Source organism: bacterium (assembly GCA_020444065.1).
Classification (GTDB): domain Bacteria; phylum Sumerlaeota; class Sumerlaeia; order SLMS01; family JAHLLQ01; genus JAHLLQ01.
On sequence record JAHLLQ010000001.1, the window covers coordinates 98762 to 120789 of the forward strand.

A 22028-nucleotide genomic window follows, 5' to 3' on the forward strand; every position below is an offset into this window, starting at 1 on the left:
AAACTCACTGCAGTCCCCCGAGAGAGAAAAGTGGCTCGAAAACCGGTTCGCAAACCGCCAAATTCAGACGCCGAGGGAGGAGTCATGACGGCGCCCAAACGGGCCGCCGCCGAAAAGGTCGCCAATCGCCTCCATCCCATTCAAGTGGAGTATAGCTACCCGATTGGCTCGCGTGTCGATATGGAGAATCGTCTCCCCCTGGATCTGTTCGAAGAGGATCCCGAGGAGTTGATGGACGACTTCTCCGCCCCCAAGGAATACATCGAGCGGATCGCCCCCCTGTCCGCGCAATTCAACCAGGAGAACCTGACCGGCAAGAACGCGACCGAACTGCAGGTGAAGTTCATCCGCAAGCTGGCCAAGCATCTGGAAACCGTCGCGGCCGTGCTGGAGCGCGCCAACAAGGAGAACTTCTCCGAGCGCGGCGCCGTTTCCTTTATGGGATTGGGTCTGGACCCGGACACGATTAATCGCATTATCGAATTGGATTACGAGACGGCGGATAACGTCTACAGTCGCATCGCCGAACTCTGGGATATGGGGCACGCGACGCCGGTTGTGACGACGCCGTTCAATTCGCTGCTTCCGCTGTACAAGCATGACTTCGAGATTCGCCTTCTGGTCCGAATCGCCCTCGAATTCTACTGGCCGGTCCTGAAGAAGTATAACCGCAGCGTCGCGAAGATCCATGGCGAGAAGTACTTCATGTGCGCCGTCTGGCTGCCGGAAGGGGCTTTCTCATCCAAGGTTCTGCAGATCCTGCACGAGGAATTCGTCAAGCGTTGCGACGAAGAGAACATTACGCCATACCACCTGATTCTCCTGCTGGATTGCGAGCAATCGAAGGAGCGCGAGACCGACGTCCTGATGAAGCGCTGGAACACGCTGCGTCCCGCACCGACGACGCGCGACATTGTGACGATTGTCTTCAAGGAGCGCCTTTTTAGCGACTGGGTCGTGCAGGGGCACCCTTCCACGAAGAAGCAGCTCGATCGAACGATTGCAAAGGTCGATGCCGTTCTGCGCGATCAGAACATCGATCACCTCTGGTCGCACTTCGAGCCGCTGATGACGCTACTCTCGACATTCAAGACATGCCAGAACTTTGAGCAGAAACTGATCAAGCTGACGGAACTCGGTTACCAGCCTTGCGGGCCGGATGTCTTTGTTCGCAGGAAGCTGCTCGCCGTGCATGGCATCGATGAGGATGAGCCGCGACGCACCACGCTGCGCGACATGACATGCTGGAATTCCTACGCCGACGTGCCGGGCTCAATGGTTCGCTTCCGCGGCATCGAGGAAACCGAAGGCTTCAACCCGAAACCATTCCTCGGCAAGAACCGTCCGTACACCCGACGCACCCCCGATGGTGCGGTGAAGAAGTCGAAAGGGAGCCCGTGCTGGAAGCCTGCGTTGCGCGAGTCGCTGATGAACGTTCATCGCGCGATCGTCGGCGAGCCGCGCACATTCATGGGTGGCATGCTTGGCCTGATGCGCGAGATCATTCCGATCCGCCGCGTTCCGGTGATGATGCGCAACATCGAGGAGTTCCTCGTTCGCCACGCACGCATTCACTGGAAGGAACACTTCATCCACCACATCTACAGCGAGGCGGACATTCGCCTGGATGAGTTCGCCCGCGAGTGCCTGCTGCGCAATCTGCCCGAAGATGCGGAAACCGACGATCTGACCGATGAAGAGATCCTCTGCTGCGGCGCCGCCGCCGAGGCCATTTACCATGCACACCTCGGTCTGAACTCTGCGGCCTTCGCGCCTGAGCACATCGATCAGCGCGCGACCTATCAGAACGTCGCCATGATGACCCTCGGCGTTGTTCACGCAATTCATGCGTTTAAGTGGAACGAAATGGAAGAGGAGGCCGAGAAGCTCTTCGAAGTCTTCAAGACCGAACTGCTCGATTTCCAGAGCGCCTACGAACGCCACGGAATCGACAAACTGGGCGTGGAACCGAAGCTCTGGCGAGTGACAGTTCGGTCGCAGGTCGGCGATACGGATTTGAACGTCGTCGAGCGCGCCGCCCGCCGCGTCGCCGCTGTGCACTTGCGCACGGCAGGCTTCCGTCAGGAGTTCGATCGCAAGGACGAGCACATTCCAAACTCCTGTGGTCACATGTGGTCGAGGGAGATGGATCACCTGAATGTTCGGTGGGAGAACGAGTTGTTCTGCGGTCTTCCGGAGGAGTAATTGGCGCACTACTTGCCAATGTCAGTATCAGCGGCATGTGCTGCATGAATCACATAACCCAATGAGCGGAGCAGGAGAACCCGATGGCCGAGATCACCCCGGAAAAGGAAGCTCGCATTCGCGAGATCCTCGAGAATTTGCGCCCGTACCTTCAGGCGGATGGTGGCGACTGCGCCTTCAGTCGCATTGAAGACAATGTCGTCTACATCCAGTTGCAGGGCGCTTGCGTTGGCTGTGCATCGGCGCTGATGACCCTGAAGATGGGCATCGAGCGGCGCATCATGGAAGAGGTCCCCGAAGTCGAAGCCGTCGAGGCAATCTGAACCAGCCGGAACAAGAATCTCCAATCACGGGAGCGACGGCCGATGTGCCGTCGGTCCCTTTTTCTTTGTGTTGAGAGGCGCGTCTCATGGTTGACCTGCATAACCACACGCCATATTGCCACCACGCCGAAGGCCGGCCCGAGGAATTCGTCGAGAAAGCTCGCGCTCTCGGCATCCGCGAGTTCGGCTTCGCGGAGCACTCGCCTTGGATGTTCCAGTACGAAGACGATCCGCCGATCGCCCCGACGTGGGATGAGTTCCGGGCCTATGAGGAGGACCTGGAGAAACTGCGGGATCAACTGGCTGATGACGACATCAACCTGCGCATCGGTATCGAGGTCGATTTCGTGCCCGAGCAGTTCGAGACTGCCCGAAGCTTCACGGCCAACTACCCGTTCGATTTCCACATTGGGTCAGTGCACAATCTCGGGGACTGGATCTTCGATCATCCGGATCATCTCGAAGAATGGGATGGCCGCGATGTCGATGCAGTCTACGAAGAGTACTTCCAGGCGCTGAAATCAATGTTGGGATGGGGATTGATCGATATCGTTGCCCACCTCGACCTGCCGAAGAAATTCGGACACCTCCCCGGAAACGGCTACTACGGCCTGGTGGAGGAACTGATCCCAGTCATCCTCGATTCCGGCGCAGTGGTTGAAATCAATACGGCTGGCAAGGACAAACCCGTCGGAGAGTACTATCCTTCGATACCAATCATCCGCAGGCTGGCCGGCGCCGGGGTTCCCCTGACAATCGGAAGCGATGCGCACCGTCCCGCGGAAGTCGGCCGGTATCGCGACGAGGTCCTGACAATTCTGCGGGAGTGCGGAGTGACTGAGCTCTTCAGCTTCGACAATCGTACGCGAGTGCCCGTTTGCATCTGATTGCGTGGTTTGGGGCTTTCTTCCAGAAATTGCCCCAAGTCCATGCCCAAGAAACCTCGGCTTGACGAGTTCCCCAGTTGAGAGCAGAAATCACGTGGCGTCTGACGCGCCCGAGTGTCTCGTTTTGCCGGATTTGGTGAAATCGCACACGCGGCATGTGTCGGAAAGAAAACCCAGACACCTGTTGAGATCACTTCTGCCGATTCGGGGTTTTGGATTGGCAACAGCGGTACGATTGGCTATGATTCTGTTGGAGCGTAAAGGCCCATTGGCCACCAAACCGGGTAAGACCGTTTTCTCGTTCTTGTAGATCTGTTGAAGTCCCGCTGACTCACCCCCCGCACGAATTCCACGAGAGGATGAGCCAGATGCACTATCAAACCGACATTGAGCACGGCCTTCTGAAGGCAAACACGAAGGTCAAATACGTTCGCTCGGCCCGCCAGATCCCGGACATCCCCGACGACGCCCGGGAAGCCCTGGAAAAGGTCTCAAAGAAATACATCTTTCGAGCAAACGACTACTATCTCAGCCTGATTGACTGGCACGATCCGGAAGATCCAATCCGTCAGCTCATCATTCCCCGCGAGGAGGAACTCGAGGACTGGGGGCAGTTGGATGCCAGCAACGAGAAGGCCGTCACGGTCGCTCGCGGAGTTCAGCACAAATACCACGACACGGTTCTGATGCTCTGCAACGATGTGTGTGGCGCTTACTGTCGCTACTGTTTCCGCAAAAGGCTCTTCATGGATGATAATGAAGAGACGACCCGAGATGTCGGACCCGGTATCGAGTACATCCGCGAGCATACAGAGGTCACGGATGTGCTTCTGACCGGCGGCGATCCGCTGCTGATGAGCACCGGGAAGCTCCAGAGAATCCTGGACCAACTGAATGAAATCGATCATGTTCGGGTTGTGAGAATCGGCACAAAGATGCCCGCATTCAATCCGTGGCGAGTTCTCGACGACCAGAATCTTCAGGCTCTGATCCGCGACAACTCGACGTACAAGCGCCCCATCTACATCATGGCCCACTTCGATCACCCGAACGAGTTGACGGATCCCGCCAAGCAGGGCATCGAGACGCTGCAGCATTGCAATGCTCGCGTCGTCAATCAGTGCCCGCTCATCAAGGGCGTGAATGACGACGTCGAGACTCTCCGGGATTTATTCACGACGATGACTTATCTCGGTGCCCCCCAGTATTACGTGTTCCAGGGGCGTCCGACGGCCGGTAATGCACCCTACGAACTCCCCCTGGTGCGGAGTTTCCGGCTGTTCGACGCAGCCCGCCAGGGTTTATCGGGCCTGTCCCGGCGCGTTCGGTTCTGCATGAGTCACGCGACCGGCAAGATCGAGATGATCGGGCTGGATGACGAACGTATCTACATGCGCTACCACCGTGCCCTTGACCCTCAGAACGAGAGTCGGGTGATAATCCTGAAGCGCGACGACGAAGCGTTCTGGTTGGATCAATTGGAGCCGGCGAGTATCGGGTGATCACACAATGGAAGAAGCAGTCCCCGAGCAAGCCGCTCCGTTGCCGCGACGACTTCGCCGGATTGCGTTCCTCATCATGACGACACTCATCACCTTTCTTCTGCTGGTCGTTGCCGGACTGTTGCTCTTCCAACACGGGATGATCTACTTTCCGCGGCCGTACGAACGTTCCTACCGCATGGGCTTCCCGCCCAACATGATCGAGCTGGAGTTTGCGACCACTTCCGGGAAGCAGACAGCATTCTACCAACCGCCCAAAGGCGATCCGAGCGCTCCCCCGCAACACCTCTGGATCATGATCGGCGGCAATGCCTCGCTTGCCTTGGACTGGGCGGATCTCATCGTCGATGTGGATGACGACGAAACGGGCTTCCTCCTCGTCGATTATCCAGGGTATGGGATTTCGGAAGGCAAAGCCTCTGGCAAGAAGATGCTCGAGGCGACAGAAGGGGCGTTCGATGCACTGGCAAGCCGCCTGCAGATGTCCCCGGAGCAATTGGGGCAGGATGTGAGCCACGTGGGGCATTCGATGGGCTGCGCGTCCGTCCTGCAATTCGCGGCGCGCCATCCGGCTCGTCGGATCATCCTGATCTCGCCCTTCACGAGCCTTGCCGACATGGCCCGACTCACAGTGGGTTGGCCGCTTTGCTACACGCTGCTTGATCGCTACGATAATCGCGCTCGTCTGGATGAACTGGCTGAACGAGTCGACCCGCCGGACGTCCACATCTTCCACGGTACGCAAGACAACATCGTGCCGTTCCGCATGGGAAAGGAACTCGCCGATCGCCACCCCAGCATGATCAAATTCCATCGCGTTCAAGGTGGGGATCACAATTGGGTGATTGAGATGTCACGGAAGAAGATTCTGAGGTTGATGAGCAACGAATAGAGCTCAGCCCACGTCCTTCGTCATCTGCACGCAAGCCAGCTTCACACCTCCCTACAATTCATGCCAGACCCGCTCCCCCACTCTGTATCCGTGTTTCTCGTAGAAGCTGACGGCATTCAGCGTCGCCTTTAGCTCGAGCTGGCGGCAATCCGGGCGACAGACAAATTCTTCCATAGATTCCAAGAGCCTCCGCCCGACACCACGACCGATTTCCCCGGGATGAATGTAGAGAGCAAGTACCTCGCAGTCGCCGCCGATGCTGAAGCCCAACAACCTGCCGTCCCGTTCGTCCTTAGCGACAAGCATCGGCCTGTCAGGGACATTGACCGGATACCTCTCAGGCAGAAGCGGGTCGGTCCATGCCGCGATCTCTTCATCAGAATAGGATGGAGCGCAAAGCCCTCGAATCGAGGCGCGATGGAGTTCGAGAATAGCAGTCCGATCGCCGTCGGTCGCTGACGTGATCTTCATTTTACCATCCTCCTCCTGGATGGATTATAGCCCTGACAACGCAAGCGGATCGTCGATGCGAAGGGGCTCGTTCGCTCGGAACGGCTCCCCGTATTTCACGCCGATTAGTGTGCCAAAGAAGCTCGCTCGTGCTTCCATCATGTGCCAGCCCAAATTGCCCGAGATGTAAGTGGCTGGTCCCTTGTACGCAGAATTCTGAAGCTGCGATTTGAAGGCTCGGAGCGACTCCATCTTCTGCTCGAAGACGTCGGTAATATCTACGATGAACGACGGCTCCTCCGGCCAACGATCGCGGCTGCCGATGAAGTAGAACAGCCGCTTCGGTTTGAAACGCTCCTGCCCTGTGTCGTACTTCAGGACATTGGATTGGAAGAACCCGAACTTCACGGCCTGCGAAACCGCATTGTGATCCGGATGATGATCGCCGGGCTCGTGTGTGAAAACCAACGTCGGGCGGTGCACGCGGAGCGCCTCCACAACGCGCCGAGTCGCCGCGGGGATATCCTCTGCAATGCGCCCGTCCGGCAGGTTCAGATTGATGCGCGTCACACCAAGAATCTCCGCGGCGGTCCTCGCCTCCTCATCACGCTCTTCCGGAGTCCCACGTGTTCCCATCTCGCCGCGTGTCGCATCCGCGATCACGACCTTCTTCCCATCGGCTGCCATGCGGGCAACCAATCCCCCACCCAGGATTTCCACATCGTCCGGGTGAGCCCCGATGAACATTGCATCAACCATTCGATTCACTTCCCTCCGCATTGAAATTGCATCCAGTCTGTTCGTATTCGACTGGCTCTGTAATAGTCGGATTGTCCCCGTTCAGCGGACAGTCCGGATCACGCTGCAGTCTCACTTCTCGAAACTTCATCGCCAGCGCATCGAAGACAATCAATCGCCCAAAAAGCGGCTCGCCGATTCCGACGATTAATTTGATCACTTCCGTCGCTTGCAGACTTCCAATGACGCCAGGGACCGAGCCAAAGATCCCGGCCTCCTGGCAACTTGGAATCAGCCCCGGCGGAGGCGGTTCCTGAAACAGGCAGCGGTAGCAGGGTGAAGTCGGCGCGCCATCGTTGGGAAACACGGTAACCTGCCCCTCGAAGCGGAACATCGCGCCGGAGACGAGTGGCTTGCGAAGCAAATACGCCGCGTCCGCCACCAGGAATCGCGTCGGGAAGTTATCGCTTCCCTCGACGATGACATCGGCATTCGAGAGGCGCTCCATTACGGTCGCCTTTGTGAGGCGCTCCGCATGCGTGATAACCTGAACATCCGGGTTAATGTCCGCGATGGCCTGACGAGCCGATTCGACCTTCAACTCATCGATTCGCGAGGTCGTGTGGATGATCTGGCGCTGAAGGTTCGACAGATCCACCCGATCGTCGTCGATCACCTCAATAGTACCAACGCCTGCGGCTGCCAGGTACATGAGGATCGGACTGCCAAGTCCACCGGCGCCAACGATGAAGACGCGTGCATCGCGCAGTTTCCACTGTCCCTTGCCGCCAACCTGGGGCAGGACGATGTGGCGCGCATAGCGCTCCATCTGCTCGTTCGTGAAGCGTCGCCCGGCCGATGCCATCAGTCCTCCCCCCGCTCGATCAGTAGCCGCCAGATTGCATCGCCCAGCGGCTTGCGCTCCAGCACCGTGTGTCCCTCATCCTTCACCGAACGCGCCACATTCTCCAGCGGCTCGCCCTCGCGCACGAAGACCTCGAGCAAGTCACCCGGCTCCAACTCCTCCAGTTCCAGTTTCGTTTTCACGAACGTCATCGGACAGATCTCAAGCCGAATGTCCAGGCTGGCGGCGATGTTGTCTTTGCTGCTCATGGGCCTTGTCCTTTGCTGGTTCCCGCGGATGATCGTGCAACCGACTCCAGGCGGAGTCCACGGCAATTCCGCGTGACAACTGTTCCATTCGTCGCTAGGCTTAAGGGTGAATAGAGGGAATGAGCGATGTTTCTTCGCCGAAAAACTCCACGCGGATTCGTACTGCTCTCGATGCTGATGGCCCTGGCGATCGTCGGGATCCTATCCGGCATGTACATGGGCGGGGGGCCGGGAGGCGCTCCGGGTGCCAAGCCCTGGCCGGTTCAGCGTATCGATCGCGCAAAGAGCGCCGTCTGTGCCGCAAATCGCCGCACCGCAATGTCTCGAGTCGTAGAAGCCCAGATCAACAGCGGCACAACCCGTCTGTCAGTGCCCGAAATGCAACGCGTGATGGGCAGCATCCCCGCCTGCCCGGGCGGTGGACGCTACTATACGATCGGTGGAGACGTCTTCTGCACGCTCCACTCCGATACGCCGAAGTTCGGAGAATTGCTCGGGCTGTATTAGGGCAGCGCCTCTTCCTGGTCGCCCAGACGATTCAGATGAAGATACGCGTCCGTCCCGTAACCTTCCATTGAGATCACCTGCAAGTCCCCCCCGAAGTACCGCGCATACAGGCGACTGATCGGCAGACCGTATCCATAGCCCGCCATCGGGTCGAAGTCGGTCTGGTACATGGCATTCTCAGGTGGCGGGGTGGCTGTCGTGTAAAGGTACGTCCAGATGCGGGGCATGCCGCTGCGAGGGATGCCGCCGCCTTCGTCGGAGATCTTGATGGCAATGTCTTCCTGCCCGTCGGCGATAATGACCTTGATTTCGGGGAAGTCCTCCTCGCTGTGGGTTTCCACAACGGCTCGCATGGAGTTCTTCAGCAATTCAAACAGCATGTGGTGCAAGTGAGACACGACATACGTGAATCGCAGATCGGTCCTTCCATAGATACCGACCGGAGGCGCCACACCGTAGCTGCGCACGCAAACGTCGCGAGCATGCGCCACGGCATCGCGAGCAATCTCGGCCGGTCGGCAATTGGCGCAAACGATCCCAACCCAATCGCAGTCCATCTGCGCCTGGTGAAGGGCAACGTGCTGTCCGATCAGCATACGAATGCCGATACGCGAGATGTAGAATCGATCGAGGAATGCCGGCAGTTGATCGCCCAGTTCCTTCGTCCCGAGCTTGCGCTGAAGCTCATGAATGCCCTGCGCCATTGTGGAGACGACCGTGTTGTGCCGGTTCTTGATGCGCTCGATCAGATCGGAGAACGCCTCGTCATCCTCTGGTGCGCTCGGATGCGGGAAGTCCAGCAGGTCGATGAACGTCTCAACGTACCACTCGTGGATGCGCTTGACCGAAGGCATATCGGACAGGCCGTAAGGCGCTGTCTCCAGTTCCTTGATGCGCTTCGCGATCCGGATCGGCAGTTCCGTGTGGAGATACTGAGCGGACGTCAGCAGGACCTTCGGCGAGGGATCCGCGCCGAAGTCGAAGAGCTGCTTGATGGTGAGCCGGGTCTCTTTTCGCCGCGCATAGATTGTAATCTCGTCGGCGAGCTTTTTGGTCATCTCAATGGGCATTGGCGTCTCACGGCCTCCTGGGTTCAGCCGGGAAAACGATGCCGTCAGCCCTCCACGCTGTCAACGATGTAGAGCATTCTCATCGCCCGAGTTCCGCGCGGCCTCAAAACCAGCCCTTCTTCTTGAAGAACAGAGCCAGCCCCCCAGCAACGGCCACCATGATGCCCATTAACACAGGATAGCTGTACTTCCAGGCCAGCTCCGGCATGTACTGGAAGTTCATTCCGTAAATGCCCGTCAGCAGGGTCAGCGGCATGAAAATCGTCGCGATCACCGTCAGGGTCTTCATGACGTTGTTCATGCGATTGCTGACGCTGGACAAATAGAGGTCCATCAGGACAGAGAGTACATCGCGGAAGGTCTCGACCGCGTCGATTACCTGAATCGAGTGATCGTAGAGATCGCGTAGATACAGGCGCGTCTCCTTCTTGATCAGTTTACTCTCGCCGCGTTCAAGTCCAGAGATCACCTCGCGCAGCGGCCAGACCGACTTCCGCATCAGGATCATCTCGCCCTTCAGCCGTTGGATCGCTCGAACCGTCTCTGGACGGGGCTGCCTCAGAACAAGCAATTCGAGGTCTTCGGTCACTTCGCCGAAGCGTTCGAGAATCACGAAATAGTGGTCTACGATCGCGTCCATCAGGGCGTATTTGAGGTAATCCACGCCGTTCTTGCGCAGCTTCCCGCGCCCCAGGCGTAGGCGTTCTCGAACCGAATCGAAGACATCGCCGGGGGCTTCCTGAAAAGACACGACCAGATTGTCAAACAGCAGCAGGCTAATCTGCTCGCTCTCGACTGCCTGGTGCTCGTCATTGAACTGCAACATTCGCAGAACGACGTACAGATAGCGCTCGTGGTCCTCCATCTTCGGGCGCTGTTCCGTGTGCATGATGTCCTCGAGAACCAGCGAGTGCACTTCCAGCTTCTGCCCGATCGATTCGATCACTGCAGGATCGTGAACGCCGACGACATTGACCCAGCGGCTCTTCCCCTTCTCCGGAAAGACGATGGCATCTTCCAACGAAACATCGTCGCGTTCCTCGATGGCCTCGGCGGCAAAATCGAAAACATCGATGCGGATGGGCTCTTTGTTCTCCGGCCCCACATGGACGAGCGATCCCGGCGGTAGGCCGGCCTTCTTCGAGACGGGAGAGATCAGCCGCCGCACGGTCGTCGGAGCGGTGATTCCCAGCTTCAGAGCACTCTTGACGGCGCGTGTGCCTTTCGAGGCGATTTCCTGCGCCGTATTCAGACCAACGTTCATCCAAGCACTCCTTCCGGCAAGCGAACCGTTTCGATCGTCGTTCGACCGGGGACCGGGCCCACCATGCTGATCGTCATCGGAACGCCGACAAACAGTTCCACGGCCATCTCGCGAATCTGCTCCGTCGTGACCTCTCGCAGTCGGGCCAGCACGACCTCCTCGGAGGCATGCTCTTCTCCGTAGACCTCACGCTCCGCGTTTCGTCCGGAGCGGAAGGCGTTACTCTCCAGCGCCAGCAAGATCGCTCGCTCCAGTTGTTGGCGCGCCGTCTCCAGCTCTTCCTGTGTCGGACCGTTCGAGCACATATCGGCGATCTGTTCGCGACAAACAGCGAGAACCTCCCCGATCTTCTGGGGGGAGGAACTTCCATAGATGCAGAGTTGCCCCTCGGTCAGCATCGTCTGGGCCGACGAGGCGATCGTGTAGGCCAGACCGCGGCGCTCGCGCACTTCATTGAAGAGACGCGATCCCATGCCGCCGCCCAGAATCGAGTCCAGCATTGCCAACACATAGCGCCCCGGGTGCTTTCGCGGAATCGCAGGCACGCCGAAGCAGAACTGCACCTGCTCAAGCCGCCGTCGCACGACCGTCCGCCCCGAACGGGGCTCCCCCGCCGGTGGGTGATGATTGGCCTCCGTTGCCTCCGAATCGTGAGAGAAAATGCGCTCCGCAGCGGCCAGTGCCTCTTCCAGTTCCACCCCGCCGGCGATCGAGAGCACCGAGTTTGCAGGAGTGCGGATGTTCTCCCAGTAGAACAGGAGATCCTCGCGCCGCAAAGTGCTGACCGTTTCCTCGGTCCCCAGGATCGGACGCCCGAGCGAATGGGGCGCCCAGAGCTTCGACTGGAAATTCTCGAAGCACAGGTCCTCCGGGAAGTCGCGACTCTCTGCGATTTCCTCCAGAACCACGCCGCGCTCGCGCTCGATCTCCTCAGGGGGGAATGTGCTGCCCCAGAACATGTCGTCGAGCAACTCCAAGGCGGCCTCGAGGTCGGCATTGATCGCCCGCGTGTAGGCTCGCACGTAATCGTGCGACGTCACCGCGTTCATCGACCCGCCCTGGTGATTGATCTCCCGCGCGATCTCGTAGAGGTCGCGCTTGCGGGTGCCCTTGAACAACATGTGCTCGATGAAATGCGTGATGCCGGCCAAAGGATCCGGTTCGTGGCGCGCACCGCGCACCACGGTCAGACTCACCGCCACCGATGTACTGCCCGGCACGAACTCGTGAATAACCCGCAACCCACTAGAAAGCGTCACCCGCTGGACCGCCGACATGGAGACTCCCAAACAGAAATTCGCCCCGTCCGGGGCACTGCGCCCATTGCGAAGAGCCCACCGGGGATTGTCAAGGCCGGGGAGGGGGCGGACCGATCATCTTTGAGTCGGACGAGACCTTTGGCCTCTCCCTGGATCAAGGATTTCGACATGCTCGGGGCGCAAGGATACGGTGGACCCCTTGCAACTGGTTCGCCAGTTCGGACACGCCCAGAATTTCTCTGCATTCCTCCTGCTGAATCCCAAGACCATGGTGGCTCCGCAATCATCACACTTCGGAACGCGGATAATGGAAGGCTCGGCCTGGGGCATCATTTTCCGGACGATGTGTTCGGCACTCGTCCAGATCCTTCCCCCGTCTTTCTCCTCTTCCGCCGGGAGTCGATCATTTGCGGCCTCAAGCCGCGCCATGAGCCCGGCCCCGTCCAGGAGTGTAATCCCCGGAACGTCCTTGAATTCCTCCTCGGTCACATCCGCGAAGCGACCGCTCGTGACGAAAAGGGCCTCGTCCGCATGATCCCGGTGCATCACCCCAAACAACGCTCGAACAGGCTCCGGCCCGACGCGCTCCCTCATCCAGTGCTTACACTGAACCAACATGGTCTTGCCGTCCTTGGTTGCAATGATGTCTACTCCACCATCTGCGCAAGCCTCATCGGCCGTCAGCCTGGTGGCCTCGTATCCCTCGATCTTCAGCAGAGCTTCTACGAACTGCTCGAAGTCATTCCATTGCAGCGACAGAACGGTTTCCATCGAACGATTCTGACGAAGAAGGAAATCGTGTTTGTACCTGATCGTTTGAGCCAGGAGCGCCAGGAACAGGAGCAGGAATGAACTCAGGAAGGCAGATACAGAAATCATCACCCACCAGATCGGCGGGCGAACAAGAACCCAGAGGACAACAGCAGGCGAAAGCAGCAGCAGGCTCAGAGTGAGAAGACTCAGGTCGGACAGCCGTGAGAGCTTGCTCAAGAGTCTTCCCAGATAGCGATCGAAGATTGATCGGCGATCCTGGTACTTTGGCATTCCTCAAACCTCACCAAATGGATAGAACGTCTTCGTCTTCTTCTGGAAGTCCTCGAGCGTCCGTACCTCCTGGCTGGTCAGGCCGTAGAGATGGTAGACACGATCGTTGAGTTCCTCCTCCAGATCGATGATCCGGCCTGTCAGTCGACCATGCTCGCCGCGCCACTCGGCCAGGGCATCCTCCCACCCCGAGCGCTCGCGCACGGGGATCTCGGCTTTGAAGGCCTTCTTGATCTGCTCTCGAAATGCCGAGAAATCCAGGTCCCACCAATTCGTCAGGGCAGTATTCAACTTCCCGCCCTCAGGACACAGATCGGCTTCGATTCGATGGCGTGTGGCCCTGTGCAGACCAAGGCGCTCGCGGGCAAGTACTGTGATATCCGCCGCCAGAGAGGAGAGATGGCTGCGGCATTCATCATCCATTTCAGAGATCGGGAGACGTTCGATGAACTGCAATTTGGACTGATACTGCCAAAGACCAGCACGCAAACGAAGAGGGAGACAGAACTGAGAGATACAAAACCAAGTGAGGCGGGACTGCAGGAGAGCAAGCTCCGCACCAGATTTAGGGATCAAGATGTAGCCCTTGTCATTTGTGTAGAGCCCGTCTTCATCCCACGAGAAACGTGGGAGTTTCTGAATATCTGGCCAGATGATCTTCGGATGGTCGAATTCCTGATAGTAATCGATTGAATCCTGTAGTTCATACCAACGGTAACTTCCAGGCTTCCGCCCCGGCCAATCACTCGTCCTGCCGGCCCAGTCGGGCGGACGTGGCTCCAATCTCTCCCGGAAAGACTCCAGATACTCTCGAACTGCAGGGTACTCTGCGATGTCTATCCCTCTCCTCGTGAAGATCAAATGCCGATCTGCGAAGATCTGGTACCACGGCCGTAGATCCTGACCTTGAAGGATCCGATGAATGATCTCATCGGATTTCGCATCAGCCGCGACCAATCGATCTCGTGTCTCTCCATCGACAATGAAGGCGTCATTCAAGCCTGTCTTTATTCCGTAGTAAATTCCTCCGCCGACCACCTCCCCCAGCGGCCTCCCGGCCTTCACAATCTTGTGCAGCAGATCGGTTACCGCACGAGGTTGGAACTTCCATTCCGACTCGTCGAAGACCGACTCGTCGCAGGGGAGACCTTCGTTCTTCATCTCCTCCTCGATCGAGTCCGGGATTTTCTCGTGGATGAAGAGGGTCGGGAATTGAGCAGGCTCCGTATTCTTTTTGAGCGTGTACATCGTGGGGTAGACCATTTCGGCATCTTCGAAAGGCTGATTCTCGCCGAAGTTCACCAGGGATGTGAAGCGCGCAGTGGTCGGTAGCCACTTTCTGAAGGTGCTGGCGAAGTTGCCACGAGAGAATGTGCCGCTCGTGATGAAGCCCAGCCTTCCGCCCGCTTTGAGTACGTCCAGCCCCTTCTCCACGAAGTAGAGGTACAAGTCCGCGGTGCCGGAGTAGATCTCGTAATGCTGCTCCAGGTGGGGCTTCAGTGGGGCTAACCACTCCTGGCGAATATATGGTGGGTTGCCGACCACGACATCGAAGCCGCCCTCTGTGAAGACTTCGGGGAATGCCGTCCGCCAATCAAAAGCCCGCGGGTCCACGGTGGGATCGGCGATGATCGAGTTCCCGACTCGGATGGTGTGATCCAGATCAGTAAGGATTTTGCCTCGTTCCGCGGTCTTGATCCAGAGAGAGAGGCGGCAGATTTCGACGGCCTCTTCGTTCAAGTCGACGCCATAGAGGTTCTGTTGCAGAATCTGACGGTTCAGATCAAAGAGCTCGGCCTGCCCCCTCAGAGCTTCCAGCCGGGCATTGGCATCCTGGTAGGCTGCAAGGAGTTGATCGAAGGCCTCGATCAGGAAGGCGCCGGACCCGCACGCCGGGTCGAGTATTCGCACGCGGCCCAGTTCCTCCTGCCAGTCCAGCCAGAACGCAATCAGCGCTTCCCGTTGCGGATTGTTCAATTCTTCGAGATCATAGGATGTCGGGCATTCCAGGGCCTGAGTGGCGGTACCCCGGGCCCGGGCGATGTGCCTGAGCCGGAGGGATTCAAGACGATCCGCCAATACAGGCCCCAGAGTATGTTCGACAATGTATCGCGTGATGAACTTGGGAGTGTAGAATGCCCCCTCTCGCTTGCGACGGCTCTTCGCTTTCTTTGCAGAGGGTGGAGCGATCGTGCCCTCCTGCTCCAGTTCGAGACGAAGGCGCTCGAGGTCCGTAATCGATTGCTCGAAAATATGCCCCAGGATTTCGACATCGACGATGGATTCAATCTGCTGCAGATCATCGAGAGATTCCTGCTCGGCAACCTCCAGGGCTCGGAAGTCATAGTCGGCGAGTCGCTTGAAGACCCCACACACTTCATCGGGCACGGTGAGTTCGTCCAGACACTCATCCGGAGCGAAGAGCCCGCCGTTATACCGCGGGATATTCAGTTGCGGATTGCCTTCGTTGATCGAGCGGAAGAGTCCCTTGAAATTCTCCCACTTCGGGTGCGGATTGTAGGGATCACTGTACTCGAAGGCGTGGCGCACAGTCTCCGCCGGAAGAAGCCCGCGGTCCTCGGCAAAAGAGCAGAAGAGGATTCGGTCGAGGATCTTCTGGGTCGCCGAGAGAAGCGGAGGTCTTTCAAGTTCCGGATTCGATTGGGTGAGACGTACGAATGCATCGAATCGCTGCTGCGAGTATTCCTGGTAGAAGGCCTTCGTGATGTTCTCGCCGGCAATGCGGGATTCTTCCAGCAAATCATAGAGGTGACTGCGACCCGTTTCCGGGATAACCCGACTGGCTCCCAGGATGAACAGGAATCGGCGAAGTGCCGATTCGCTCTCGACCAATCGGCTGAGAAAGAAGCGCTCGCAGGTGAAGCGATCCGCTCCCTTGTAGTAGAGCCTCGTCTCGACCATGGAGGAAACGAGGATCCAATCGCACGGCAAGTTGATCGCATAATCGAATCCCTGCATGACTGCGGAGAGCCGGCGGCCACCATGCGGGATATCGAGAGGATCCAACGGCCCTTTGATTTCGACCGCGACGACGACATTCCGACCATCTTGAGGCTTGGGTCCCAGGGCTGCATCAGCAAACTGCTGAGAGCCCGGAATGCGAAACTCAGGCACCAGTGTGAATCCATCGGGCGACTGGTTTGGAGTCCGATAGCCGAGAGCTTCCCCGAAAATGTCGGCCAGGAAGCCTGGTTTCAGGTTCTCCTCGCCCATGGCCATTCCTCCCGGGGAAGCGAGAAGGCTGTGGAGCGGCAGGAGTTTCTCTTTGGCCCTCTCCAGGTTTTCGGACGACTCGAAGGAACGAAGTCGATCCCGGAGGACTTCGGGACGAAACAGGGGTTTCAAGATTCGGCTCACGGGGCAGCAACCTATCGGACAGTTGGTGAAGAGCAGCAGCAGGAAGTCCTGACTAGCCTGACAGATGCATCAGGGTAAAGGCAAGTTCTACGGGAATCCATCACTGAAGCCCCCCGCTGCTTTTCTTTGACTTCCCTGGGCGCCTTGGCAAAGATGCTCAGTCTTGAGGGCCGCGGGCGGGGTTTGCGGCTCGATTCGGCTAGAGAGGATGCCGTCATGATTCAGGAGTTCTTCCAGCCGCGCTCGCTCGGCGAGGCGCTGGAGCTGAAGCAGCAGTGGGGCGCCGATGCCCGGCCGGTGGTCGGCGGCACGGATTTGCTCGTCAAAATTCGCGATGGAATCGTCGCGCCGAAGGCGATCCTCGACCTGTCGCGCGTGCCGGAATTGCGCCGCTTCGAGCGCCGCGAGGACGCCTTTGTCTTCGGCGCGGCCGTCACGGCGGAGCGGTGCATTCGCGACGCCTGGATTCACGAGCACTTTCCGGCACTATGGCGCGCGAGCCAATGGCTCGGCGGTCCGCAGATGCAGCACGTCGGGACCCTCGGCGGCAACCTGGCGAACGCCTCCCCCGCCGCCGATACAGTGCCGGCCTTGATGGTCGCTGGCGCCGTGGTGAAACTGACGAGCCTTCGCGGCAGCCGGACGCTGGCGATCGAGGACTTCCTGGTCGGACCAGGTCGCACGCGAATCGAGCCGGACGAGTTGATCGAAGAGATCTCCGTCCCCATGACATCCTTCAATCCCGCCAATCCGCGCAAGCTGCTGACGGCGGCGGATGAGTTCCGCCTCAACGTCACTCCGCGGCACGCGCCGTTGGATGCAACCTCCGATCAAGAGTACACGATCAATATGTTCTATAAGGCCGGCGCGCGCCTGGCCCAGGTGATTTCTATCGCGTGCGTTGCCGGCTGGGCGCGCATGAAGGGCAACACCGTCGTTGACATTCGACTCGCCTACGGTTCTGCGGCGCCGACGACGAAGCGCGGCCATCGGACGGAAGAAATGGTTCGCGGTAAGCAACTGACTCCAACGTTGATCGAATCGGCCTGCGAGGCTGTTGCCCAGGATATTTCGCCCATCGACGATGTGCGCGGCAGTGGCGATTATAAGCTAATGCTTTGCACAAACTACACGCGCCTGTTCCTGCGCGATCTGATCGGACTCGAGCCCGCCGGCGTCGATGCGCCGGTCGATGCACCTAGCGAGGTCACCACATCATGATGAAGGATACGGTCACGACGACCAAGAAGCCCCTGCTGTTGTTTGTGAATGGCAAGCGTTACGATCTGATGGTGGAACCGGGTGCGCGATTGCTCGACGTGCTGCGAGACGAATGCGCGCTGACGGGAACCAAGGAAGGCTGCGGCGTCGGTGAGTGTGGCGCCTGCACGGTGCTTGTTCGTGGCGGCGCGGCATGCTCTTGCCTGCTGTTCGCACACAGCTTCAACGGCGAGGAAATTACAACGATCGAAGGCATGGCTGACGAGCTTCGCCATCTCCATCCGCTTCAGGAAGAATTGGTCAAGGCGGGCGGTTGCCAGTGCGGATTCTGCATCCCTGGGATGCTCCTGGCCGCCAAGCAGGTGCTCGATCGCAACCCGGATCCGACAGAGGAGGAGATCCTGACTGGCCTCTCCGGAAACCTCTGTCGTTGCACGGGTTACTCAAAGATCATTGAAGCAGTACAGGAAGCAGGCCGCATCCTGCGGGATAGCCAAAGCGAGGTGGGCGCGAAGTAGCCTCAGCTCACTCCGGCCTTCTCAATCTTCTTCGTCTTCCGCAGCGCTTCCATCTTGTCCAGACCACGACGCACATCGTCGATCAGGTCGGACGTATCCTCGAGTCCAACACTCAGGCGGACAAGATTCGGCGTAATGCCTGCCTCCATCTTGAGCTCGTGGGTCATCTCTGCGTGCGTCATGGTGTAAGGATGCTCGGCCAATGATTCGATGCCGCCGAGGCTCACGGCGAGGTGGAAGATTTCGAGGCTATCGAGCACGCAGAAAGCGTCTTCTTCCCCGCCATCGACGGTGAAGCTGATTAACGAGCCGGGACCGCTGCACTGCTCCTCATAGAGCCGCAGTTGGTGTTCGCTCATCGACGCGTGCCCCGGGAATCGAACGCTCGTAACGCGGGGATCGGACTCGAGGAACTCCACGATCTTCTGCGCCGAAGTACTTTGCGTCTGCATGCGCAAATGCAGCGTCCCCATCGATCGCCCAATCAGCCACGCGGTCTCCGGATCCGGGCTCGCGCCGAAAATCGTCCGAGTCGCCTTTGTCCCGGTAATCAGGTCCTTCGGCCCGAGAATGAAACCCGCCACGAGATCGCTATGCCCACCGATGAACTTCGTGGCGGAGTACACAACCAGGTCCGCTCCGAGGTCGAGAGGCTGACAGAATACCGGTCCCATGAATGTGTTATCGACGACGACAAGCGGCTCGCTGTCGAGACTGTCCGCCACCTGCCGCGCAGCGCGGATATCCGTGAGCGTAATCGTCGGGTTCGCGCACGTTTCCATGAAGATCAGCTTCAGGTTCTTCATCCCCTCCGCCGCCGCGCGAATTTCATCTTCTTTCGCATCCGCAGGATAGCTCTTCGTGATCACGCCGAAGTCGGGCAGGATATGCCGGAAGAGGAACTCCGTCCCCCCATAGACAGGGTCCGCGAAGAGCAAGGAATCGCCCGGCCTCAGGAAACTGAAGCAGAGGCAGGAGATCGCCCCCATGCCGGAGGAGAACAGCGCCGCGCTGTCAGCTTTATCCCAGGCGATGATGCGATCTTCGACGATTTCCGCGTTCGGATTGTTCACGCGCGTGTAGATCAGCGGCGAGACCTCGCCGGGATTGGCAGGATCGAGACCGTAGGCCAGCCGGAATGCGCGCTTCCCTTCCGCACAATTGCGGAAAACGAAGGTGCTGGTCCGGAAAACCGGGGGCACAACCGAGCCCTCGCTGAGATGAGGATCGTACGCATCGATCATCACGTGCGTCTGGGGATGCTGGAAATATTCCTTCTTATTCTTCATGGCAGAACCCCTGAGAGAGATTGAAATGCGGCGAGTTGAACGCACCTGGGAAACAAGCGGAGAATGCCGCGCGTTTATGACACAACGCAATCCTTTTCCAGGGAGATTTCCGAGGCGCCCGGGGTCCATCACCGCGGCGTTTGGCATGACTGGCAGCTCTGAGACGAGTGGGTAACACTTTGTCCGCTCGGTGAACAAATCCTGTGCAATGCACAGCTTCTTCGCAGCCCAAGCCTTCCTCGCAGCGAGATCGTGCTTGGCTGGGAACCCTCGCAAATTCAGTGAGTTTTCCGAGAACCGACGCGGTCCAATCGACTTTTTACATTTATGACACAACCTTGGGCATTCTTCCCACGATTCTTGTGTAGATCGTCCCCGTTACCGTGCGACCTGGGATTGGGGTTGGGTCCGTGATACCCTCGGGGTTGGGGGTTCCGACGGAGTCATCAAGAAGTCCCAGGGCACCTCACATACCTACAGACCTTGAAAAGGGATGGTGCTCCATGCTCTGTCGACAGATTCTTATGGCCGGCGCTGCCGTCGGTCTGATGGGACTGCTTACGCCTGCCCCTGCAGCCGCAGCAGAAGTAAGTCTGCCAAACTGGGATGGGCAGGCGGCGGTTACTCTCGCCAAACTCCCCCGCCTGAACGGGATTGATCGGGCGGCCGTAGTTCATCTGGATTCCGATTACGTCGCCTCGGGCGACCTCGCCGTCAGGTCTCTTATCATCGAACAAGGCGCCACGCTCTTCATTGACGGCGATCTCAATATCCAGACGACCGATCGCTTGGTCATCGATGGAACGATCATGGCCGTTCCCGCAGAAGCGAGAACAGATTCCGATCGTGCTTCGGCGGTCGATGCTCCGTCTATCCAACTCGTGTCGAAGGACGAGATCGTGCTCCACGGCTTCATCGTGGGAGGCGAAGGCCGCAGTTTCGACCAATCGTCGACCCGTGCCGTTGGTGCTTTCCCTGGTGGCGATGGCTCCTCGATCATTCTCGATGCGCCTCGGATCATTCTCGAAGGCGCTGCAATCGGCGGCGATGGTGGCAATGGCGGTCCGTCTGCTGTCGGTGGCAAAGGCGGCGACGTTGAACTCTGCGCGGATGCCTTCATTGTTGAGTCGATCGTGAACAGCCCCACCGTCGCTTACGGTGGAAACGGCGGACACGGTGGCGACGGCGTCGATGGCCAGAGTGGAACCAGCGGCGGTGCCGGCGGAGATGGCGGAAATGCAAAGATGCGCGGCTCCCGCGCGAGCGGCAGCGATGGCGGCCCCGGGCCAACCGGCGCGGATGTTACCGGAGGCCAGGGAATCCAGGGCAGTTCCGGCCTGACATGCCAGCAGACCGGAGCTGATGCCGGCTTCGGCGGTCCCGGTGGAACTGGCGCCGGGGTGGTCGGCGGCGACGGCGGCATCGGTGGAGCCGGTGGAAACGCAACCACTAATGGCGGCACTGAAGGCGGCAACGGTGGCAATGGCGGTATCGGCGGAAACGGCGGAACTGGAACCGGCGGCAACGGCGGTCTCGGCGGGTCCGGCGGGCGCTGCTGCGATTACACCGACGGCTTCGGCGGCGATGGTGGCATCGGCGGAGCCGGTGGTAGCGGCTTCGGCGGCGCCGGCGGTCCCGGTGGACCAGGCGGTCGCGGACGCGATCCGTTGGTGGAGTTGATTTATCACCACGGCAACGGCGGCGATGGCGGTGATGGCGGAATGGCTGTCGGCGGCAATGGCGGTCCAGGTGGACCCGGCGGAGATGCGCTGAACGCGATCGATGCAGGCACCGGAGGCGGTGGCGGCGTTCGTGGCTCCGCAACCGGCGGCGATGCGGGACCGGGAGGGCCTCCTGGAACAAGCTCCGATCCGAACGTCTCTGCGGGCATTGATGGAACCCCAGGAAATGCGGGCACAGCGACACAGGGCGTTACCGGCGTCGCAGGTCCGAGCGGCGGAGCGTGCTCAGTCCTCGTCGTGGACGTGGTCTCGCTCGAAGCATCCGTTGATCCGCAGACCTCTCAGGCAATCGTGACCTGGACGACAGCCGCTGAGTATCAGAACGCCGGTTTCCACGTTTATCGCGCCAACACGTCTGTCCAGAATGGCCGCGCCAGCTACTCCGTTGGCGAACGCCTCAACCTGACCATCGTTCCCGCAAAGGGCAACGCGACCTCCGGTGCAGTCTACACGTTCGTTGATCCTCTCGAGTTGACTTCCCCGGATGAAGATCGCGGCTATTTCATCGAGGATGTGGACATCAACTTCGTGCAGACCATGCACGGTCCCGCCTTCCTGAGTGGTTCGACAGGCGCGTCCCGTGTGCAGAACTGGCAAGAGATCGAATAGGACTTCCCAAGCACCAT

Annotated in this window: 19 protein-coding genes; 9 read left to right on the forward strand and 10 right to left on the reverse strand. The window is 59.0% G+C overall.

Annotation, left to right across the window (positions count from 1 at the left end; genetic code table 11):
• Window positions 1–84 precede the first annotated feature (84 nt).
• From KQI84_00335 to KQI84_00355, 5 genes are all read left to right on the forward strand, one after another.
• Window positions 85–2205 carry a hypothetical protein gene (locus KQI84_00335; GenBank protein MCB2153305.1) on the forward strand — a complete coding sequence of 707 codons (2121 nt, stop codon included), beginning with the start codon at window positions 85–87 and terminating at the stop codon, window positions 2203–2205.
• Between the two features lie 83 nt (window positions 2206–2288).
• Entirely contained in the window at window positions 2289–2528 is a 240-nt protein-coding gene (locus KQI84_00340) for a NifU family protein (GenBank protein MCB2153306.1), read from the forward strand.
• Between the two features lie 86 nt (window positions 2529–2614).
• A complete protein-coding gene (locus tag KQI84_00345) occupies window positions 2615–3415 on the forward strand; it encodes a histidinol-phosphatase (GenBank protein ID MCB2153307.1) in 801 nt (266 codons plus the stop codon).
• A gap of 446 nt (window positions 3416–3861) precedes the next feature.
• A complete protein-coding gene (locus KQI84_00350) occupies window positions 3862–4917 on the forward strand; it encodes a KamA family radical SAM protein (protein MCB2153308.1) in 1056 nt (351 codons plus the stop codon).
• Between the two features lie 7 nt (window positions 4918–4924).
• Window positions 4925–5809, forward strand: a complete 885-nt coding sequence (locus tag KQI84_00355; GenBank protein MCB2153309.1) for an alpha/beta hydrolase — start codon at window positions 4925–4927, stop codon at window positions 5807–5809.
• Window positions 5810–5860: 51 nt separating this feature from the next.
• Here KQI84_00355 and KQI84_00360 read toward each other — a convergent pair whose 3' ends face one another.
• From KQI84_00360 to KQI84_00375, 4 genes are read right to left on the reverse strand one after another with little or no spacing between them, the layout of a single operon-like run.
• A complete protein-coding gene (locus KQI84_00360; GenBank protein MCB2153310.1) occupies window positions 5861–6280 on the reverse strand; it encodes a GNAT family N-acetyltransferase in 420 nt (139 codons plus the stop codon).
• 24 nt (window positions 6281–6304) lie between these two features.
• Window positions 6305–7018, reverse strand: a complete 714-nt coding sequence (gene bshB1, locus KQI84_00365; GenBank protein MCB2153311.1) for a bacillithiol biosynthesis deacetylase BshB1 — start codon at window positions 7016–7018, stop codon at window positions 6305–6307.
• Window positions 7011–7862, reverse strand: a complete 852-nt coding sequence (gene moeB, locus KQI84_00370) for a molybdopterin-synthase adenylyltransferase MoeB (protein MCB2153312.1) — start codon at window positions 7860–7862, stop codon at window positions 7011–7013. The genes bshB1 and moeB overlap by 8 nt, the downstream gene beginning before the upstream one ends.
• Window positions 7862–8110: a sulfurtransferase TusA family protein gene (locus KQI84_00375; protein MCB2153313.1), complete on the reverse strand. Its 249-nt coding sequence runs from the start codon at window positions 8108–8110 to the stop codon at window positions 7862–7864. Before KQI84_00375 ends, moeB begins: the two co-directional genes overlap by 1 nt.
• Before the next feature lie 126 nt (window positions 8111–8236).
• Between KQI84_00375 and KQI84_00380 the strand changes: the two genes are divergently transcribed.
• Complete coding sequence (locus KQI84_00380; protein MCB2153314.1) at window positions 8237–8617, forward strand: hypothetical protein; 381 nt, start codon at window positions 8237–8239, stop codon at window positions 8615–8617.
• On the opposite strand, the gene KQI84_00385 is transcribed toward KQI84_00380, so the two are convergent.
• The 5 genes from KQI84_00385 to KQI84_00405 form a co-directional block, all read right to left on the reverse strand.
• Window positions 8614–9687 carry a pyruvate dehydrogenase kinase gene (locus KQI84_00385; GenBank protein ID MCB2153315.1) on the reverse strand — a complete coding sequence of 358 codons (1074 nt, stop codon included), beginning with the start codon at window positions 9685–9687 and terminating at the stop codon, window positions 8614–8616. The two genes, KQI84_00380 and KQI84_00385, sit on opposite strands and share 4 nt — an antisense overlap.
• Before the next feature lie 103 nt (window positions 9688–9790).
• On the reverse strand, window positions 9791–10951 hold the full coding sequence (gene corA, locus KQI84_00390) for a magnesium/cobalt transporter CorA (protein ID MCB2153316.1): 1161 nt from the start codon (window positions 10949–10951) through the stop codon (window positions 9791–9793).
• Entirely contained in the window at window positions 10948–12228 is a 1281-nt protein-coding gene (locus KQI84_00395; protein MCB2153317.1) for an insulinase family protein, read from the reverse strand. The genes corA and KQI84_00395 overlap by 4 nt, the downstream gene beginning before the upstream one ends.
• 96 nt (window positions 12229–12324) lie before the next feature.
• Window positions 12325–13254 (reverse strand): restriction endonuclease, encoded by a 930-nt coding sequence (locus KQI84_00400; protein MCB2153318.1) that lies wholly within the window; start codon window positions 13252–13254, stop codon window positions 12325–12327.
• Window positions 13255–13257: 3 nt separating this feature from the next.
• The gene (locus KQI84_00405) at window positions 13258–16488 is read right to left on the reverse strand and encodes an N-6 DNA methylase (GenBank protein ID MCB2153319.1); all 3231 of its coding nucleotides are present in this window, start codon (window positions 16486–16488) and stop codon (window positions 13258–13260) included.
• A gap of 360 nt (window positions 16489–16848) precedes the next feature.
• Here KQI84_00405 and KQI84_00410 point away from each other — a divergent pair, with 360 nt between their 5' ends.
• Window positions 16849–17853 (forward strand): FAD binding domain-containing protein, encoded by a 1005-nt coding sequence (locus KQI84_00410; GenBank protein ID MCB2153320.1) that lies wholly within the window; start codon window positions 16849–16851, stop codon window positions 17851–17853.
• Window positions 17853–18371, forward strand: coding sequence for a (2Fe-2S)-binding protein (locus tag KQI84_00415; GenBank protein ID MCB2153321.1), 519 nt, complete (start codon window positions 17853–17855; stop codon window positions 18369–18371). The genes KQI84_00410 and KQI84_00415 overlap by 1 nt, the downstream gene beginning before the upstream one ends.
• Window positions 18372–18373: 2 nt before the next feature.
• On the opposite strand, the gene KQI84_00420 is transcribed toward KQI84_00415, so the two are convergent.
• Window positions 18374–19660 carry an aminotransferase class I/II-fold pyridoxal phosphate-dependent enzyme gene (locus KQI84_00420; GenBank protein ID MCB2153322.1) on the reverse strand — a complete coding sequence of 429 codons (1287 nt, stop codon included), beginning with the start codon at window positions 19658–19660 and terminating at the stop codon, window positions 18374–18376.
• A gap of 503 nt (window positions 19661–20163) precedes the next feature.
• Here KQI84_00420 and KQI84_00425 point away from each other — a divergent pair.
• Window positions 20164–22011: a hypothetical protein gene (locus KQI84_00425; GenBank protein ID MCB2153323.1), complete on the forward strand. Its 1848-nt coding sequence runs from the start codon at window positions 20164–20166 to the stop codon at window positions 22009–22011.
• The last annotated feature ends 17 nt before the right edge of the window (window positions 22012–22028 follow it).

Bases quoted from the DNA above. Each gene is read 5' to 3' on its own strand.
- KQI84_00335 (MCB2153305.1), top strand. From the start codon at position 85: ATGACGGCGCCCAAACGGGCCGCCGCCGAAAAGGTCGCCAATCGCCTC.
- KQI84_00340 (MCB2153306.1), top strand. From the start codon at position 2,289: ATGGCCGAGATCACCCCGGAAAAGGAAGCTCGCATTCGCGAGATCCTC.
- KQI84_00345 (MCB2153307.1), top strand. From the start codon at position 2,615: ATGGTTGACCTGCATAACCACACGCCATATTGCCACCACGCCGAAGGC.
- KQI84_00355 (MCB2153309.1), top strand. From the start codon at position 4,925: ATGGAAGAAGCAGTCCCCGAGCAAGCCGCTCCGTTGCCGCGACGACTT.
- KQI84_00360 (MCB2153310.1), bottom strand. From the start codon at position 6,280: ATGAAGATCACGTCAGCGACCGACGGCGATCGGACTGCTATTCTCGAA.
- bshB1 (MCB2153311.1), bottom strand. From the start codon at position 7,018: ATGGTTGATGCAATGTTCATCGGGGCTCACCCGGACGATGTGGAAATC.
- moeB (MCB2153312.1), bottom strand. From the start codon at position 7,862: ATGGCATCGGCCGGGCGACGCTTCACGAACGAGCAGATGGAGCGCTAT.
- KQI84_00375 (MCB2153313.1), bottom strand. From the start codon at position 8,110: ATGAGCAGCAAAGACAACATCGCCGCCAGCCTGGACATTCGGCTTGAG.
- KQI84_00380 (MCB2153314.1), top strand. From the start codon at position 8,237: ATGTTTCTTCGCCGAAAAACTCCACGCGGATTCGTACTGCTCTCGATG.
- KQI84_00385 (MCB2153315.1), bottom strand. From the start codon at position 9,687: ATGCCCATTGAGATGACCAAAAAGCTCGCCGACGAGATTACAATCTAT.
- corA (MCB2153316.1), bottom strand. From the start codon at position 10,951: ATGAACGTTGGTCTGAATACGGCGCAGGAAATCGCCTCGAAAGGCACA.
- KQI84_00395 (MCB2153317.1), bottom strand. From the start codon at position 12,228: ATGTCGGCGGTCCAGCGGGTGACGCTTTCTAGTGGGTTGCGGGTTATT.
- KQI84_00400 (MCB2153318.1), bottom strand. From the start codon at position 13,254: ATGCCAAAGTACCAGGATCGCCGATCAATCTTCGATCGCTATCTGGGA.
- KQI84_00405 (MCB2153319.1), bottom strand. From the start codon at position 16,488: ATGGGCGAGGAGAACCTGAAACCAGGCTTCCTGGCCGACATTTTCGGG.
- KQI84_00410 (MCB2153320.1), top strand. From the start codon at position 16,849: ATGATTCAGGAGTTCTTCCAGCCGCGCTCGCTCGGCGAGGCGCTGGAG.
- KQI84_00415 (MCB2153321.1), top strand. From the start codon at position 17,853: ATGAAGGATACGGTCACGACGACCAAGAAGCCCCTGCTGTTGTTTGTG.
- KQI84_00420 (MCB2153322.1), bottom strand. From the start codon at position 19,660: ATGAAGAATAAGAAGGAATATTTCCAGCATCCCCAGACGCACGTGATG.
- KQI84_00425 (MCB2153323.1), top strand. From the start codon at position 20,164: ATGCTCTGTCGACAGATTCTTATGGCCGGCGCTGCCGTCGGTCTGATG.